The organism is Vibrio sp. 10N.286.49.E11 (assembly GCF_041469505.1).
In the GTDB taxonomy this organism is placed as follows: Bacteria; Pseudomonadota; Gammaproteobacteria; order Enterobacterales; family Vibrionaceae; genus Vibrio; species Vibrio crassostreae_C.
In genome coordinates this window covers 1-17,225 of the sequence record NZ_JBFRKQ010000047.1, presented here as the reverse complement: position 1 = coordinate 17,225, position 17,225 = coordinate 1, and the positions used below count along the sequence as shown (strand labels likewise).

Sequence of the window (17,225 nt, the reverse complement as noted above, 5' to 3'; positions counted from 1 at the left end):
GGCGTCTCAACAAGGATAAAACATGAATATCGACGCATTAATCAATCACCCAGAATGGCTACTGCTGGTATTAGCGCCCTTATTCGTGGTGTGCATGTTGGCTGAGTATTTTATCGGTCAGAAGCAAGGTCGATTGCCAGATAATTCCAGCTATAAACTTTCAGAAGTGATGTGTAACTTCACGCTTGCGGGAATGCATCAACTCTCCGATTTGCTCACCGGGTTATTGGTCGTGCAGTTGTATCTCTTGATGTTTGGTTGGCGTTTAATGGACATTGAAATGGGCGTGCTGAGTTTCATTGTGTTGATGGTGTTGCAAGACTTTTGCTATTACTGGTTCCATAGAGCAAGCCATCGCGTTCGCTGGATGTGGGCAGCGCACGTCGCGCACCACAGTTCAGAACAGATGAACTTCAGTACGGCTTTCCGTCAAAGCTTAATGTACCCATTCGCAGGCATGTGGTTGTTTTGGGTGCCGCTCGTCATCATAGGTTTCGACCCTAAATGGGTCATCTTTGTGGTGCTTCTCAATCTAGGTTTGCAGTTCTTTGTACATACTCAATGGATACGAAGCTTAGGACCACTTGAATACATCTTTAACACCCCATCACACCACCGTGTGCATCACGGCAAAAACCCGCAATACATCGATAAGAACTACGCCGGTGTTTTGATCATTTGGGATAAGTTGTTTGGTACGTTCGAACCGGAAGTTGAAACCGTACGTTACGGCGTCACCAAACCCGTAAACAGTTTTAACCCGATAGTGGTCACCTTTCAAGAATGGAAGGCCATATTCAAAGATTTGAAGAACCGAGAGCTAACTATGAAGCAGAAAGTCCAGTTGATACTCTCGCCTCCATCGGATTAAACGGACGATAGACAGATTGTATTAACTAAGAAACCGCCTCAATTGGTTTCAAAACCTTCCCCACTGACTCGATTGAATAGTAAAGCACCGTTTTCCGGCAATTTATTTGTGATCTGGGTTGCACGCGTACCGCATACTATCAGATACTGAACAAAACTAACCTTCAGCCACAGTAAACGTTCCGCGCTTGCTGTTCAGGAAATTTAATGAGTTCAGATAATCAGCCAACCTACTTCTTTTTCGATTACGAAACATGGGGCGTTAGCCCAGCAAAAGACCGTCCGAGTCAGTTTGCGGGTGTTCGTACCGACCAAGATTTCAATGTTATTGGAGAGCCTCTGGTTATCTATTGCCAACCTCCCGCTGATTACCTCCCTGCGCCTGAAGCTGCACTGATCACCCGTATCACACCACAAAAAGCGGCTTCACAAGGTCTCCCTGAGCCAGAGTTTATCGCTAAGATCCATGCTGAGTTAGCGAAACCTAACACCACAAGCCTTGGCTACAACAGTATTCGATTCGATGACGAGGTAACGCGTTACACCTGCTACCGAAACTTCATCGACCCATATGCGTGGAGTTGGCAGAACGGCAACTCGCGTTGGGATTTATTAGATGTAATGCGCGCTGTTCACGCACTGCGCCCTGAAGGCATTGTTTGGCCAGAGAACGAAGAAGGTTATCCAAGCTTCAAACTGGAACACCTATCTGTGGCAAACGGCATTGAACATGAGAACGCGCACGATGCGATGGCCGATGTTATTGCGACCATCGAGTTAGCGAAGAAGCTGAAAGCTGCGCAACCTAAGATGTTCGATTACCTTTACAACATGCGTCATAAGCGTAAGCTGAATGATCTGGTTGATATCGTAAACATGACACCATTAATGCACGTTTCAGGCATGTTTGGCCGTGACTGCAACTACACCAGCTGGATTGTGCCTATGGCTTGGCACCCAACCAATCAAAATGCGGTTATCGTGGTTGATTTAGCCAAAGATCCAAGCCCACTGTTAGAACTGGACGCTGATGAACTCAGAGAAAGGCTCTATACCAAACGCAGTGAACTGGGTGAAGACGAACTACCCGTACCCATCAAATTGGTTCAGCTAAACAAGTGCCCTATTCTTGCTCCAGCCAAAACGCTAACGGCTGAAAATGCTGAAACCATCGGTATCGATCGCCAACAATGCCTGAAAAACTTGGCACTGCTGCGCGAACACCCAGAGATCCGCGAAAAACTGATCGGCCTGTATTCACAAGAGCGCGAGTACGAAAAGAGTGATGATGTTGATACACACCTTTACGACGGTTTCTTTTCACCTGCTGATAAAACAGCGATGAACATCATTCGCGAAACTGACCCGAACAACTTGGCGGCTTTGGATATCACCTTCAGTGACGAACGAATTAAACCGTTACTGTTCCGTTACCGTGCGCGTAACTTCCCATGGACGCTCGACGAAGCTGAGCAATTGAAATGGGCGAACCATTGTCGTGAGTTTTATGAGTGCCGTTTAGAAGAGTACATGCTCAACCTTGAAAACCTCGCGCACGAACATGAAAGCGACGAGAAGAAAATGGCTATCTTGAAGGCGGTTTATCAGTACGTAGAAAAGTTAGCTAGCTAATTCCATTATCAAGAGACGTAACACTTTGAAAGAAAGATTGATCCAACTGGTTTACTGCTTAATCTCCTTCACCTTAATCATAGGTGCACTTACAGCAGGTAACGCGTTACAGCACTTTTTGGATACCTCAATCCCTGGCAGTATTTTTGGCATGTTGATTCTGTTTGCCGCCATGGTGATTGGTATTGTTCCTTCGCACTGGGTACAACCCGGCGCAAGCTTGATTATCCGCCTAATGATCTTACTGTTTGTTCCGATCAGTGTTGGGTTGATGGATCACTTCGACATGCTCATCGCGAACGCATTGCCAATTATGGCGAGCGCCGTTGGTGGCACATTATTGGTGTTAGTATCCTTATCATGGTTCTTAGACCGCTTGCTTTCGAGAGGTAACTGATCATGTGGATTCTACTCACCATCGTGGTATTCCTATTTGCTCGCTGGGTAAGTCAAAAAGTAAACTCGCCGCTGTGTAACCCCCTGCTTATCAGCATTGGTATCATCATTCCGATTCTCACGTTCTTTAGAGTACCGTTTGAGACTTACTATGCTGACAACACTTGGATTACCTACATGCTGCAGCCTGCGGTTGTTGCACTTGCTTACCCACTTTATGAGCAGCTACCTCAAATCAGAGCCAACTGGCGCATCATTACCTTTGCGTGCACGCTAGGCAGTGTGATGTCGATGACAACAACGGCAGTGATCGCAGTAGCATTTAAAGCGGACTTAACTTTGATTGCGAGCTTGTTAGGCAAATCAGTCACCACGCCAATTGCAATGGAAGTATCGAGCCATTTAGGTGGTGAAGCAGCGATTGCGGCAATACTGGTATTGATTGTGGGTCTATTTGGGGCAATTTTTGCTTACCCAATCTACAACCTCATTGGTATTAAGAGCCCGATCGCCCGTGGTTTAACCATGGGTACCGTGTCTCACGCTTTAGGCACCGCGACTTGTGCGGAAAAGAATCAGGAAGATGCAGCATTCAGTTCTTTGGCTCTTGTGCTTTGTGGCGTCATTACCTCAATCATCGCACCGAGTATATTTTCGCTCGTGGTTTGGTTCTATTCTTAACCTAAACGATCACTACGCGATTCAGCCCAACCAGAATGCTGTTTATTACAGTGTCTGTTTGGGCTTTTTATTCGCAATTATTTAGCAATAGCAGTCAAGTCACGGTCTTTTACGAGCAATAAGTGCGATATCAGCTGTATAAATGGCGCTTGTAATCGATTTCAAGTGTGACCTCACTCTAATTATGCAAACCAATGTAACAACAACAATTCAATAGTGATCTTTATCACAGAAAATTCCTGAGCATTGCATAAACTTAAAGCCTAAGGTCAATTAAGGATTCAACATGAACAGTCGTATTACCCTGGCGCTGGAAAGTGCTCCATCATCAATGAAAGCGCTTTTGAGTGACATCGTATTAGCAGACAACTTTGACGCGACATTGTCTCCAGAACAATTTGCTAGCCTACTGCAAGCAAGTGGTCTAGCGGATGACGAACTACGTATTGCGCTACTTCCTTTTGCCGCAGCGTATTCTTACGCTCCGTTATCTGACTTTTATGTTGGTGCAATCGTGCGTGGTTTGTCTGGTACTCTGTATTTTGGTGCAAACCTTGAAATCGCTGGTGCTCAACTTGGTCAAACCGTTCACGCTGAGCAATCTGCAATCAGCCACGCTTGGATGAAAGGCGAGCAAGGTATCTCTGATATCACAATCAATTTCAGCCCTTGTGGTCACTGTCGTCAATTCATGAACGAACTGACCACAGCAAAAGAACTTAAAGTTCAGCTTCCACAACGTGATGAAATGTCTCTGCAAGAGTACCTACCAGACTCATTCGGCCCTGCCGACTTAGGTGTGACGACTGGCCTAATGACTAAGCTTGATCATAAGCACACGACTGAAGAAACAACGCCTATTGTTGTAGAAGCGCTAGCAGCACTAAACCGCAGCCATGCTCCTTACACCAAAAACCTAAGTGGTGTTTCACTGCAATTGACGTCGGGTGAGATTTTCACCGGTGCTTACGCTGAAAACGCAGCGTTCAACCCGAGCTTACCTCCTCTACAAGTGGCGTTGATTCAACTTAAACTGGCTAGCTTCGATTTTGAACAGATTGAAAGTGCAGCGTTGGTTGAAATTGCCGAAGGTAGTATCAGTCACCTAGCGGATACGCAGTCTACATTAGAAGCGATTAATCCCGACATTCCAGTGACTTACTTAGCAATCTAAGTACATCTAATTAACAAAATTTTAAATAAGCAGCCCTATTTAACGGGGCTGCTTTTTTTATACCTGTAATTAACGCAACAACTTGCGCAAACGTTTGCTTTTATCATTGAAATAAGTATGATCACCCCGTTTTCAATCAATCGTTCAAAAGATCGGAAGGAATTTCTATGTTTGGTACTGCTACTCGTGAAAATGCTACTCGTGTACTTCTATTAGGTTCAGGTGAACTCGGCAAAGAAGTTGCTATCGAGTGCCAACGTTTAGGCTTGGAAGTTATTGCATGTGACCGTTACGCAGACGCACCCGCAATGCAAGTTGCGCACCGTAGCCATGTATTAGACATGTTAGATGGTGATGCGCTACAAGCTATCATTGAGCTAGAAAAACCAGATTATGTGGTTCCTGAAATTGAAGCTATTGCCACCAGCAAGTTGGTAGAGCTAGAAGCGCAAGGCTTAAATCTCGTTCCAACTGCGAATGCGACCAAGCTAACGATGAACCGCGAAGGTATCCGTCGTCTAGCCGCAGAAGAACTCAAACTGAGCACTTCACCTTACCGCTTTGCAGACACCTTTGAAGACTTCGCTTCCGCTGTTGAATTCGTGGGCATGCCTTGCGTTGTTAAGCCAGTAATGAGCTCTTCAGGTAAAGGCCAAAGCGTTATCAAAACAGAGGAAGACATTCAGAAGTCTTGGGACTACGCACAAGAAGGCGGTCGTACTGGCGCGGGTCGTGTAATCGTTGAAGGCTTCATCGACTTCGATTACGAAATTACGCTACTTACCGTTCGCGCAGTCGACGGTGTTCACTTCTGTGCGCCTATCGGTCACCGCCAAGAAGACGGTGATTACCGCGAATCATGGCAGCCACAAGTGATGTCAGACAACGCACTTAAAGCCGTGCAATACACGGCTGAACAAGTGGTTAATGCACTAGGTGGCCACGGTATCTTTGGTGTCGAGCTATTTGTTAAAGGCGATCACGTTATCTTCAACGAAGTATCCCCTCGCCCACACGATACAGGCCTAGTAACATTGATGTCTCAAGACTCATCGGAATTCGCACTGCACGTACGCGCATTTACTGGTATGCCGATCAAATCAATCACGCAATACGGCCCTTGTGCATCAGCGGTTATCCTTGGCCAAGGTACTTCAACCAACATTCGCTTTGAAGGCCTTGCAGAAGCGCTAGACGCACCACAAACGCAAGTTCGCTTGTTTGGTAAGCCTGATATCGATGGTCGCCGTCGTCTTGGTGTGGCGCTTACTCGTCGCAACAGCACTGAGACAGCGATTGAAGATGCAATTGAGAGCGCGTCAAAAGTAAAAGTGATTTACTAACCTGCTATTCAATTCTGAACAATCACGAGTTCAAATCTGAACAATAAAAAAGACGGGCTATCGAGCCCGTCTTTTTGTTGGTGTTATCTGTTGGCTTAACTAAGCAGACTGAACTTAAGCGTCTGACTCAATCAAATACACTTCTTCACAGAAGCGAGACAAACCTTTCTTAGCAATCTTCGGATGTTCATCGTCTGCGATGTCCTGATTCAACAATGTGATCTTATAACCTGCGAACAACTGATCGATTTCTAGCTTAGGCACGCTAAACGGAGGCCCAGCCATTTCGTTTTGGTCGTAATCCAGTGTTACCAAAAGAATCTTACCACCCGGTTTCAGTAGTTGTTTCAAACGCTCGACATACTGCACTCGCATCTCTTCAGGCAATGCCACTAAAGAAGCTCGGTCATAAATAATGTCAACAGGCTGAATAGGCGCTGTGAAGTAGTCTCCCGTGTAAACACTCAATTCATCGAATTGGTAGAGCTCGTGCTGACCGCTAATTTGAGTCACAGTCGGGGTATAAAGGTGCTCTGCAAAAAATGCGCGAACCGCAATCTGGCTTAACTCGACACCTTGAACATCTTCATGCTTTGAAGCTAGCCAAATCAGATCTTCACTTTTGCCACAAAGTGGAACAAACACACTCTTCTCGTAGCTAGGCTCAGTATTTTCCCAAAATTTAATCAGAAGTGGGTTTACATCTTCGAGGTGGAAACCAATTTGGTTGGCTGCCCATTTATTGTGCCAAAATTCAGGATTATTCATCTTTCGTTCATGTTAAACAGTCATAATGCAAGGGTACAGTATAGAGAGGTAAGAGCAACCTTAGCTTGGTTTAAAGTACTAAATTGATTTCGATAAAATCAGAAACTGGCTAAGTTCAAAGTTCTGATAATTGCGGAACTAACGGTTGGATTATTTGTCTATATCTTCACATTTTAAAGCAATATTAAACGTTAGAGTTGGTTTCTGTCTTAGCTAGCCCCATTAAATATGTAGTGAGTTTAGTTAAGCTGTTTTTACTCTTGTGCGTTACTGGTTACCCCTTTTGACTACCCGTTTTTTGTAACCTTGTATTTTGGAGTTTTAATGAGTGTATTTCTCCGTACGACGGCCCTAATGCTTTTGGTATTGAGCCGAGCGCCTGCATTCGCAGCAGCACCTGTTTCAACAAGTTCAACAGATCAAACGCGCACTCCTGCGCAAAACCAAGTATCTTCAAACGTATTCCGTCATAGTTTGAGCGGCCTTTACGGCATCAAAGCCTTCGACTCACGCCCGACTCAGCCTTACACCGACTTCGATATTTTGTACAGCAAAGCGCATCAAGGCCAAGCTGAACTAGAAACTATCTGTAAAAGTACTGCCCTACTCACCAATTCTGAAGCGCTATTTGCTGGCGTTAAATCTCAAGCTCGCGCAGAAGAAAAAATCGCCCTTGAGCTTGATGGTGATGTGACAAAAATTACCGACTTAGCCCGTGCAACTATCATCGCGAACGATGTAGAGAGCTTGGTTGAAGTTTACGAAGCGCTAAGCCGTGAAGCAGACGTTGTTAAGCTGAAAAATAAGTTTAAATCGCCGGCTGACTCTGGTTACCGTGACCTTAACTTGTTGGTTCGTTTACCTAAAACCAACATCATTGCAGAGGTTCAACTTCACTTAAAAGCGATTGCTGACGTGAAAAGTGGTCCTGAGCACGAGCTGTACGAAATTATCCAAGGCATTGAGCGTCACGCAATTGCAGAACATCGCCCAATCAACGATATCGAAGCGGCACAAATCAATAGCCTACGACGCCAATCTTTAGAGCTTTACCAACAAGCATGGCAACCGTACATTACAACGCACATTAAAGCGGCTTAACACATAGATAGGCTATTCCAATAAACATCACAAGGGCTGCACTCGCAGCCCTTTTTAGTACTTGTTGAGTAGCCTCTCCACTTCCTATCCCAAATAATCAGATCGTTTAAATTTAGATCTCAGTCTCTTTTCTCCGTCGAACATTTCTGTTTCTATAGCGAATAAGCTTCTGACAAGAAAAGGAATTACGTCAATGCAGAATAACAAATCCATGCTTTCCATCGCGCTACTTGCTGCGTTTTCTGTACACGCTAGTGCTGACGAATGCGGAAAGATCACCATTGCAGACATGAACTGGAACTCGGCGAGCCTTATTGCTCATGTCGACCAATTCATTTTGAATAACGGCTACGGCTGTGAAGCGGACTTAATCCCCGGTGATAGCGTCCCTACGGGCACGTCAATGATCGAAAAAGGTCAACCTGATGTTGCGCCAGAGCTTTGGACTAATGGCATCAAAGAAGCGTTGGATAAGGGTGTTGCGGATAAGCGTCTACGTTACGCGGGCAAGTCTTTGGTCAACGGCGGTGAAGAAGGTTTCTGGGTACCAAACTACCTTGTTGAACAGTACCCAGAGCTTACAACCATTGAAGGTGTGATTAAAAACGCAAAGCTGTTTGAACACCCAGAAGATGATGAGAAGTTTGCGTTTTATAGCTGCCCTGCGGGTTGGACTTGTCAGATTACCTCCGGTCACCTGTTCGATGCGCTTAAGTTAGAAGATCACAATTTTGAAATGGTTGACCCCGGCTCAGGCGCCGCTTTAGCAGGTACGATAGCGAAAGCTTACGAACGCAAAAAAGCATGGTTTGGATATTACTGGTCGCCTACGCCTGTGCTAGGTAAGTATGAAATGGTGAAGGTTGATTTCGGAAGTGGTACTGACATTGAGGAATTCCGTAACTGTACGACACAACCTGATTGTGAATCTCCTAAAGTGACCATGTATCCACCAGCACCGGTTCACACAATCACCACAGAAGCCTTTGCTAATAACGAACCTCTTGCCTACCAATACTTTGAAAAGCGTGGTTTTACCAATAAACAAATGAGTGAGTTGCTGGCCTGGATGGAAGACAACCAAGCCGACGCCGAAGAAGCCATGTATTACTTTCTAGAAAGCTCACCACAGGTATGGAAGCCTTGGGTGTCTGAAGACATCGCAAGTAAGGTTCAACAAGCCCTTTAGAGTGAAGATTCAAAGTCAGAGGCCTAGCCTCTGTTTTCGCATCTAAAGCAAGTTCTTACCGGACAGTAAATAGATGGAGTTTGAGAAAGGTTACTAAAAATTAAAGAAATGCGTTTAGCTTAAACTCTATGCAGATACAAAAAGACCACGCTAGGCGTGGTCTATTGCTTGGCTACTTCTCGATTTTAATATTTTCGACACGGGCCTTTAGTTTTTGTCCCGGTCTAAAAGTAACAACACGTCGAGCAGAAATTGGAATGTCTTCACCTGTTTTCGGGTTACGACCAGGTCGCTCGTTTTTCTCGCGAAGATCAAAATTACCAAAACCAGACAGTTTTACCTGTTCGCCATTTTCGAGCGCTTTACGAACTTCTTCGAAAAACACTTCCACCGTTTCCTTGGCATCCCGCTTGCTGTATCCGAGTGTCTCAAACAGGTTCTCAGCCAAATCGGCCTTCGTGAGTGCCATAAAACTTTCCTCAAAGCTATGTTAAACATTGCTACCATCGCCAGTAGCGCCAAAGCATTTACCCTATTCAATCAATGAGATAAGGTCATTTACTAGGAAAGTGTATGCCAAGCTTCTGATTTTCGCCAACTTTTTTATCTTAACTATTTAATTATTCTTTCAAATCAGAAAGATAACTCGCTTCAAATTTCACATATATAGCTAAAAACCATCTACTCAACAGTAACGAAATGGCGTTATATTCCATACAAACAACCATTAATAGAATTTAAAACTTTAGCGAACTAAATAATAATTTTTGAGACTTTTCTCCGATACCCAATAAAATCAGCCACTTGATTTGATATGGGACTCAACAGAGGTTACTAAATAAGCGTTATTAAATATAAGATTTGTATCATTTCAGAATTTAATTCGAATTCACTTATAAAAGCCTATGTTCTTTTGAGGTTTTCGGTTACAACTTAACAGAGGATGGCTTGACGGAATCAGAACTCGATGAGTGTATCGAAATCAGAATAGAAATGATCGGTCTAGAAATAGACGATGATCTTGAGAGCCAGTTACTTGCGTGTATGGTTAGTTGATTGCTTAGTAAGTTGGTTATTTAAATAACTTCACTTCTTCGACATAGAATAAGACCTCACAAGTGCGAGGTCTTATTTGTCATTCAAAGCTGCTCATGCAATATCAGCTTTCTTCAATCATTTTTGTTCAGCAAGTGTTTGTGTCGCTTTGGTATTCGTTACATTCGCAGGTTTCACAATCAAACCAATTCCGACAAGAAACAGTATTGATGCAACAACCTGAGCCACAGACAGCACCTCATCATACATAAAGTAACCGCTAATCAATGCGAAGATAGGCACTAACAAGGTTAACGGCGCGGTCGTGCTTAAAGGGTATTGGATTAGCAGCTTATTCCATACCCAATAACCAAATAGCGTGGTTGGGTAAGCCTGAAACAGCACCGCAATCGTCGTGTTCCAATCCCATTGTTCGATGCCCTGCCAGATAATTTGGTCACCATGTAACATCACGGCAAATAACACTAATGGCACCGGAGCAAACAACATCCCCCAGACATTAAATGCAAATGCTTGAGTGGTTTTCGATGCCTTAACAATCACGCCCATCAAGGTCCAACTGCACGCCGCAATCATAATCAAGATCACGCCATTAACGGTGACATTACCCGTAGCTGCTGATACCAATACCGCCAACGCACACATGGCTAGCATCGCACCCAATAACTTACGAACGGAAGCACTCTCCTTGAACACCCACACGCCAACCGCCATGCCGATTAATACGTTGGTTGAAAGTAAGACCGATGAAAGCCCAGACGATAAACCAGCAGTGATCGACCATGAAGCCATCCCCCAAATACCCACACCGAACACAAAGCCATAACTGACTAAGTAGCGCCAAGCAACAGGCGATCAGCATGTCGACCGTGGTGAGCTGCTACCAAAAACTGGAATCACAAGGTTGGATTCATTCTCGACCGCAAGCGGGATATTTTGTTTCTCCTCATAAACCTGCTCACTCAACCCCAGAGTGGGCACAGTTTGAGAGTAAGGTGTCCAGCGTTAGGCAAACCTCATCGACTCACAACTCAATCAATGGGCCTTTAGGGGTTTCGAGCACCACTAATGATGAGCAGTCGATCGTTGAACTGGAACGAAGTTTTCGTCGCGCTATTAGGCGTATGAGCAACAGGCTTAACCATTACCCAGATACACAAGGTGAGCCGATTTTACGACAGGCATTATCCACTCATTTTGCCAAGCTCGATGTGCACTTTTCACCTGAAGAGATGGTGATTACGGCTGGCTGTATGTCTGCGATTAAGGCCGCACTTGAATCTTGCACTAAAGAAGGCGACACCATCGCTATTAGCTCGCCATGTTTTAACGGTATTCTGGAATTGCTCGGACAAATGTCGCGAAAAATCATCGAGATCCCATCGCTCGATGATGGTGTCGACTTGCAACAGCTAGAAGCGCATTTGAAAAATAAACAAGTCGATGCCGCGATCTTTTGTACCTCTCATATGAACCCTCAAGGGATCAACATGTCAGCCACTCAAAAGCAGAAACTGGCTGAATTAGCGAATCATTATCGAGTGCCGATCATTGAAGAAGATGATGTGTATCTGGAACTGTCCTACTCCTCACACACGCCGCTCCCCGCGAAATACTACGACAAAGGCGGTTTTGTCTTATGGTGTGGATCCGTATCGAAAAGTTTGTCACCGAGTTACCGTTTGGGATGGTGCTTGCCGGGCAGGTTTATCAACGAATACAAGGCTCAGTTCTCAGCTGCGAGCTACGGCGTTGCCCTGCCCACTCAGCTTGCGGTTGCTGACTTTATTGGATCTGGCCAATACGCTAAGCACGTGAGGAGAAGGTGCACTCAGATCTTGTCTTTGCGCCAACAATACCTAAGTTATTTGGCTCAGCACCTTCCTCAAGATGTGAAGATAAGTAATCCACAAGGTGGCATGGTGCTTTGGCTGCAAACCCCAAGCTTGAACCAGTCAGCCTTTGCTCAGGGCATTACCGAGAAGAACATTGATATTAGGCTTGGACACCTGTTCAGCACTCTCGACCTTTACAGCAATTGCTTACGCATCAATATTGGGTATTCGTTAGAGGGTGGAGCCAAGCAGCAATTGGATGCCTTAATCGAGCTTATCCATATTCACAGCTAACAGCACGTAGCACGTAGCACGTAGCACGTAGCCTTTCAAAATCCGCTTTTTTAAATGCCTTCGAATACCGAATTCTAATAGCCTTTTGTCATAAAAAAGAAGGCTATTATTCCTATCTTAATTCGGGTAAAGCCCCGAACCGTAAGGAAACCCACTCGCCTCAAAACCCTTAAATGCTGAGTTTGCAAGCACCCACAAAATTATGCAACTTGGCTAATGACACATCACTTTTTATCGTCAATATACAGCCGTCAGCGCTGGCGTTTTCCTGTATTTGAAGAGAACTATTATGAGTGATAAAACAAAAAACAAACCACTACCTTCCTTTATCGAAGAACGCTTGAACTTCTATATTCAAGACCTGATTACCCAGAACCAAAGCCAGAAGCATTTAGTATTGGGTAAACGCCCCCAGCGTAATTCCGTTGTGATGCAGAGCAATGATTACTTAGCGCTGTCACACAACAAACAGATCCAACAAGCCCATCAAGCGGCGATCTGTGAGCACGATGACAACGTGGTGATGTCTGCCATTTTCTTACAAGATGATCAGTCTAAACCTGCGTTCGAAACTGAGCTTGCGAACTATGTTGGAATGGAGAGCTGTTTGCTTTCTCAATCGGGCTGGGCGGCCAATATTGGGCTATTGCAAACCATCTGCCCACCGGGCACACCTGTGTATATTGATTTCCTTGCACACATGTCGCTATGGGAAGGGATTCGGGCTGCCGGCGCAGTTGCCCATCCGTTTATGCATAACAATATGAATCACCTACGCAAACAGTTAGAGCGCCACGGCTCAGGTGTCATTGTTGTCGACTCGGTTTACAGCACAATAGGCACCATTGCCCCACTGCGCGACATCTACGAAATGGCGCAAGAGTTTGATTGTGCGGTCGTCGTTGATGAATCCCATTCACTGGGTACACATGGAGAGAATGGTGCAGGCTTAGTGCAAGCATTGGGGCTCACCAACCAAGTCGACTTCATCACCGTTAGCTTGGCAAAAACCTTTGCTTATCGCGCCGGGGCAATCCTTGGCCCTAAACAACTGTCTAAAACCTTGCCGTTTGTGGCGTACCCTGCGATTTTTAGCTCAACAGTGTTACCACAAGAAGTGGTTCGTTTAGAGAAAACGTTGGAGGTGATCAAAGGTGCGGAAGACAAACGAGAAGCCTTATTCAATCGGGCAAAATCGCTGACTACGGGGCTAAAGCGAATTGGCTTTAATATCCGCAGTGAGTCTCAAATTGTAGCGCTAGAGTGCGGCAATGAAAGAAACACTGAACGTGTGCGTGACTTCCTAGAGCAGCGTGATGTGTTCGGTGCAGTATTCTGCCGCCCTGCGACTGGCAAGAACAAAAACATCATCCGTTTTTCAGTGAATGCCGACATGACGCCAAGAGACATTGACCATGTGCTCACGGTTTGTCACGAAGCGTACCATCACCCCGAGTTAGAGTTCGTGTAACCTTGTTCAAACCATATTTATAACCAACACCAACGGCAGGACTGAATGGACGCTATCATGTCGCGATACAAAAAGAGCCCAGCCATTCGCTGAGCTCTTTCTTGTATCTATGTCTACCCAATGGCCGTGAACTTCTGACTATTACATCCACTAAATCCAGTGAGCAATTTTATCGAATAGTCGGTTCTTGTCGGCAGGTTTCACGATAAAATCTGACATGCCTGATGATTCCATTTTTTCCAATGTCACAGGAGAACTGTCACCCGTGTGAGCAATAATTGGCACTGAAGAGTATGCTTTGTTAGCGCTTCGAATTCGACGAGAAGCTTCAACACCGTCCATGATTGGCATCTCGATATCCATCAGAATTAAATCAATATCATCGCTGTCCAACGCGTCTAAGGCTTGTTGCCCATCTTCTTTCTGCACGACATCAAAACCCTGCTTTTCCAATAACATCGCGGTAAATCGGCGCAGAGATTCGTTATCATCGACCACCATGATCGTGCGCTTATTGATAGCCTCTAACGGTTTTACAGAAACTGATGGCATCACATAGTTGGAGTCGAAAAGTAAGCGTTCGATGGTCGCCTTGGTATTCAGTAGCCAAACTTGTGTTTCCACCCAAATAGGTTCAAAAGCAACGTTTCGGACACGTTTAATTGGGTGATGTTCATACAAATAGATGATTCGAGCTTCAGTGAATGAAAGTAACGATTCAACCCTATCGAGGCAACTTGCTCTTAAATCCAAGCTCTCCATGTCAACGAATATCAAGTCGAATTCGAACTGGTATTCCTTATTTTTAAGCGCTGATGCTACATCCAACACCGTGAGCTCAAACCCCATAAAACGGGCTACCTCAGTCATTTTATTGGTGAGAACTTTCTGGTCACTCACCATTAGCACAGTCTTAAGTTTAGTCAGTTCATTCTTGATTTCTTTCACCGAATGGGAAGACAAAGACGGAAAAGTCATCGTGAACTGTGTCCATTGATCCACTTCAGACTGACATTTAATTTCACCACCAAACGAGCGCATTACCTTCTGACAAAATGGCAAACCTAAGCCGTAATTACCCGATTGGCCAGTAGTATAAAAGTCCTGAAAAATGCGTCGAATCACATCATTTGAGATGCCTGATCCGTTATCGGTAACCATTATTTGATTGGCCACTTCATCACTACACATGGTGACATGAATATGAAAATCTTCAGGGCTGCGATGGTGGAATGCGTTCTTGAACAAGTTATACATCACGTACTTCAACAAAGTGTCGCTACCCAAGAAATCAAAGTTACTCTGTACGTCTAAAGAGATTGCTGATTTATCAGCAGAGCGCTTGTAATTGAAACTGTCTATCGCATCCTCAACCACCGCTTGCGCTGAATGCTTCTTAAACGTAGATCGAGAGACTCGGTTTTCATCAATTGAAGTCAGTAACAGATCTATCGTTTCGTTACCGGAATGAATGATCTCCATCGCTTCATCGCCCACTTCACGCAACTGAATCACTTCTTCATTGCTTAACGCATATTGCCCTTTTTGATCGCCACTTTTAGGGTTCGGCAATATGGACTGCATGACATCAATAGAGGTAAGTAATCCGCTTAGAGGGTTTCGCATCTCATGGGCAATACCCGCACCAAAAGACTTCGCCAATGACACCTTGTTTTCATGTTCCACCTGATTGCGGAAGTAGAACAAGTTGCCGAATAAGTAGATAAACAAAAAGATTGGCACATGCGTCCAATCCATTGTGAGTTCGAGGTAGAAGCCTTGTGCAATCCAAGCGCACAAGGTAGCAATCCCAATACCGGCAAAGGTTTGTGCAAACATCACTCTCGTCACGTGCACCAATAAAATATGGAGGAAAATAGCCGACATGAATGACATAACCCAAACGTTGGACCAATTATTCATTAGCAGCATGTAGAAGAAGAAACCTGGCAAACAGATAGTTACGGCAACTTGATAATAAGCCGGAAGGTATTTTCGCCATTCAAATGGGACGCGATTGCGAAATATAATGCCAAAGAACAATACCGAGCAAAACAGGCGAAGCGCTAAGTTTTCGTAGGGTTGCGGGAACAAAAACTCCCACACAATGTAGTAAATTGGGAAGCCGACAAAGCCCATCCAACCCACGAGGGTTAAATTCGGTTCTGCGTACTGGTAAACTTTACGAATCGCGTTCATACGAAATACTTTGCTCTCTAAGCCCTGACGTTTATTAATTCTATGATTTGGTTTTTATACTTATATTTTGGCGCCGATTATATTACACATCACGTCCGAGCAGTGAGGTTTCAATCAAATATGTACCAACGCATTTGTTTTTATTATTAAGCGTAGATGAATGATGCACCCTGCTGACGCTTAAATTTAAGTACGAGTGCTTGGTTCAGGGATGGGCATGCGCGGTGTTCTTTTGATAACTGTGTTCAGCTTACCGCTATGTCACTGTTACTCGATGCATTTTTCTTGGAGTATCCCCGTAATCTATCACTGCGTAATGTTGCGTTATCCTGTTATCCCAGATCGCCATTGAGCCGTTGTCCCATTTGAAACGAACTTGAAACTCAGGGCGTCTCGCAATTTCAAACAGTTGGCTGAGTAAAACATCACTCTCTTTGCGGTCGAGTTCGTTGATATAACGAGTAAACTGTTCATTGATACAGAGCGTTTCTTTATCCGTTTCAGGATGAACTTGAACAACAGAGTGAACCACTGGCGGATTCTCCTGTGCTGTTTTAATCAAGGATTTGTGCCAATCGAGATCAATGTCTTCTGATTCTATACCTTCAAAGGCCACAAGCGAATGAGTCGCCGACAACCCTCTCAACTTAGCTTTCATATCTTCATGTAGAGATTCAAAAACCGCAGTCATAGAACACCAGATAGTGTCACCACCAATGCTTGGAATGTGTTGAGCATGCAACAGGGAAGCTTTCGACGGCAAGCTGCGCCACGTTAAGTCGGTATGCCAATAACTTTCCTTTGGCGCATTGCCACGGGTTGTTTCAATCACACTCACCTGTGGCGCACTTTCCACGCGAGGGAAGAAAGGATGTGCAAGTTCTAACGTTCCAAAGCGCTGTGCAATCATCAAGTGTTGTTCTGGAGACAAAGTCTGCCCGTCGAGAAAGATCACTTGATGGGCAATAAGTGCCTGATACACCTTATCTAGTTCATCAGCACTGCATGTAGAAAGCTCTAGTTCGTGAATACGAGCGCCGATGTGAGGAGTAATGGGTTCTATTTTCAACATACTTTCGCTTATTGGTGATATTGAGTTGCAGGGCGGATCTGGCTACTAGGCTAATCTGACTACTAACTGTAAACCGGGTAAATGCTGATTTTCTTTCTCACTTGAAATAGAAAGTCGTCTCTCCGAATCGAGTAGGAGGAGGCC

General features: G+C 44.8%; 13 protein-coding genes and 3 pseudogenes. 11 read left to right on the top strand and 5 right to left on the bottom strand.

What is annotated here, in order from left to right; genetic code table 11:
- Positions 1-22: 22 nt before the first annotated feature.
- From AB4167_RS10995 to purT, 6 genes are all read left to right on the top strand, one after another.
- Positions 23-871 carry a sterol desaturase family protein gene (locus AB4167_RS10995; protein WP_280532941.1) on the top strand — a complete coding sequence of 283 codons (849 nt, stop codon included), beginning with the start codon at positions 23-25 and terminating at the stop codon, positions 869-871.
- A 206-nt stretch (positions 872-1,077) separates the two neighbouring features.
- Positions 1,078-2,502 carry an exodeoxyribonuclease I gene (gene sbcB, locus AB4167_RS10990; protein ID WP_017070926.1) on the top strand — a complete coding sequence of 475 codons (1,425 nt, stop codon included), beginning with the start codon at positions 1,078-1,080 and terminating at the stop codon, positions 2,500-2,502.
- 25 nt (positions 2,503-2,527) lie between these two features.
- Positions 2,528-2,899 carry a CidA/LrgA family protein gene (locus AB4167_RS10985; RefSeq protein WP_004734867.1) on the top strand — a complete coding sequence of 124 codons (372 nt, stop codon included), beginning with the start codon at positions 2,528-2,530 and terminating at the stop codon, positions 2,897-2,899.
- Positions 2,900-2,901: 2 nt separating this feature from the next.
- The gene (locus AB4167_RS10980; RefSeq protein ID WP_017059134.1) at positions 2,902-3,579 is read left to right on the top strand and encodes an LrgB family protein; all 678 of its coding nucleotides are present in this window, start codon (positions 2,902-2,904) and stop codon (positions 3,577-3,579) included.
- Between the two features lie 286 nt (positions 3,580-3,865).
- A complete protein-coding gene (gene cdd, locus AB4167_RS10975) occupies positions 3,866-4,753 on the top strand; it encodes a cytidine deaminase (RefSeq protein WP_372136526.1) in 888 nt (295 codons plus the stop codon).
- A gap of 167 nt (positions 4,754-4,920) precedes the next feature.
- Positions 4,921-6,096, top strand: a complete 1,176-nt coding sequence (gene purT, locus AB4167_RS10970) for a formate-dependent phosphoribosylglycinamide formyltransferase (protein ID WP_372136525.1) — start codon at positions 4,921-4,923, stop codon at positions 6,094-6,096.
- Between the two features lie 114 nt (positions 6,097-6,210).
- Here purT and AB4167_RS10965 read toward each other — a convergent pair whose 3' ends face one another.
- Complete coding sequence (locus AB4167_RS10965) at positions 6,211-6,864, bottom strand: thiopurine S-methyltransferase (protein ID WP_229647254.1); 654 nt, start codon at positions 6,862-6,864, stop codon at positions 6,211-6,213.
- 324 nt (positions 6,865-7,188) lie between these two features.
- Between AB4167_RS10965 and AB4167_RS10960 the strand changes: the two genes are divergently transcribed.
- Together AB4167_RS10960 and AB4167_RS10955 are read left to right on the top strand one after the other, a co-directional pair.
- Positions 7,189-7,965: a RelA/SpoT domain-containing protein gene (locus AB4167_RS10960; RefSeq protein WP_017059130.1), complete on the top strand. Its 777-nt coding sequence runs from the start codon at positions 7,189-7,191 to the stop codon at positions 7,963-7,965.
- A 193-nt stretch (positions 7,966-8,158) separates the two neighbouring features.
- Positions 8,159-9,154, top strand: a complete 996-nt coding sequence (locus AB4167_RS10955) for an ABC transporter substrate-binding protein (protein WP_102427801.1) — start codon at positions 8,159-8,161, stop codon at positions 9,152-9,154.
- Between the two features lie 172 nt (positions 9,155-9,326).
- On the opposite strand, the gene ihfA is transcribed toward AB4167_RS10955, so the two are convergent.
- Positions 9,327-9,623, bottom strand: coding sequence for an integration host factor subunit alpha (gene ihfA / locus AB4167_RS10950; protein ID WP_004734853.1), 297 nt, complete (start codon positions 9,621-9,623; stop codon positions 9,327-9,329).
- 449 nt (positions 9,624-10,072) lie between these two features.
- Between ihfA and AB4167_RS10945 the strand changes: the two are divergent.
- Positions 10,073-10,210, top strand: a pseudogene (locus tag AB4167_RS10945) (GTP-binding protein); the annotation flags it as partial.
- Between the two features lie 117 nt (positions 10,211-10,327).
- Here AB4167_RS10945 and AB4167_RS10940 read toward each other — a convergent pair.
- A pseudogene (locus tag AB4167_RS10940) lies at positions 10,328-11,059 on the bottom strand (DMT family transporter); the annotation flags it as partial.
- Between AB4167_RS10940 and AB4167_RS10935 the strand changes: the two are divergent.
- Positions 11,050-12,339: pseudogene (locus AB4167_RS10935) on the top strand (PLP-dependent aminotransferase family protein); the annotation flags it as partial. The pseudogenes AB4167_RS10940 and AB4167_RS10935 sit on opposite strands and share 10 nt — an antisense overlap.
- 289 nt (positions 12,340-12,628) lie before the next feature.
- The gene (gene cqsA, locus AB4167_RS10930; RefSeq protein WP_372105025.1) at positions 12,629-13,810 is read left to right on the top strand and encodes an alpha-hydroxyketone-type quorum-sensing autoinducer synthase; all 1,182 of its coding nucleotides are present in this window, start codon (positions 12,629-12,631) and stop codon (positions 13,808-13,810) included.
- 150 nt (positions 13,811-13,960) lie between these two features.
- Here the strand turns inward: cqsA and AB4167_RS10925 are convergent, their stop codons facing one another.
- Positions 13,961-16,009: a response regulator gene (locus AB4167_RS10925; RefSeq protein WP_136982157.1), complete on the bottom strand. Its 2,049-nt coding sequence runs from the start codon at positions 16,007-16,009 to the stop codon at positions 13,961-13,963.
- 256 nt (positions 16,010-16,265) lie between these two features.
- Positions 16,266-17,081, bottom strand: coding sequence for a TauD/TfdA dioxygenase family protein (locus AB4167_RS10920; RefSeq protein WP_372136524.1), 816 nt, complete (start codon positions 17,079-17,081; stop codon positions 16,266-16,268).
- Positions 17,082-17,225: the final 144 nt, after the last annotated feature.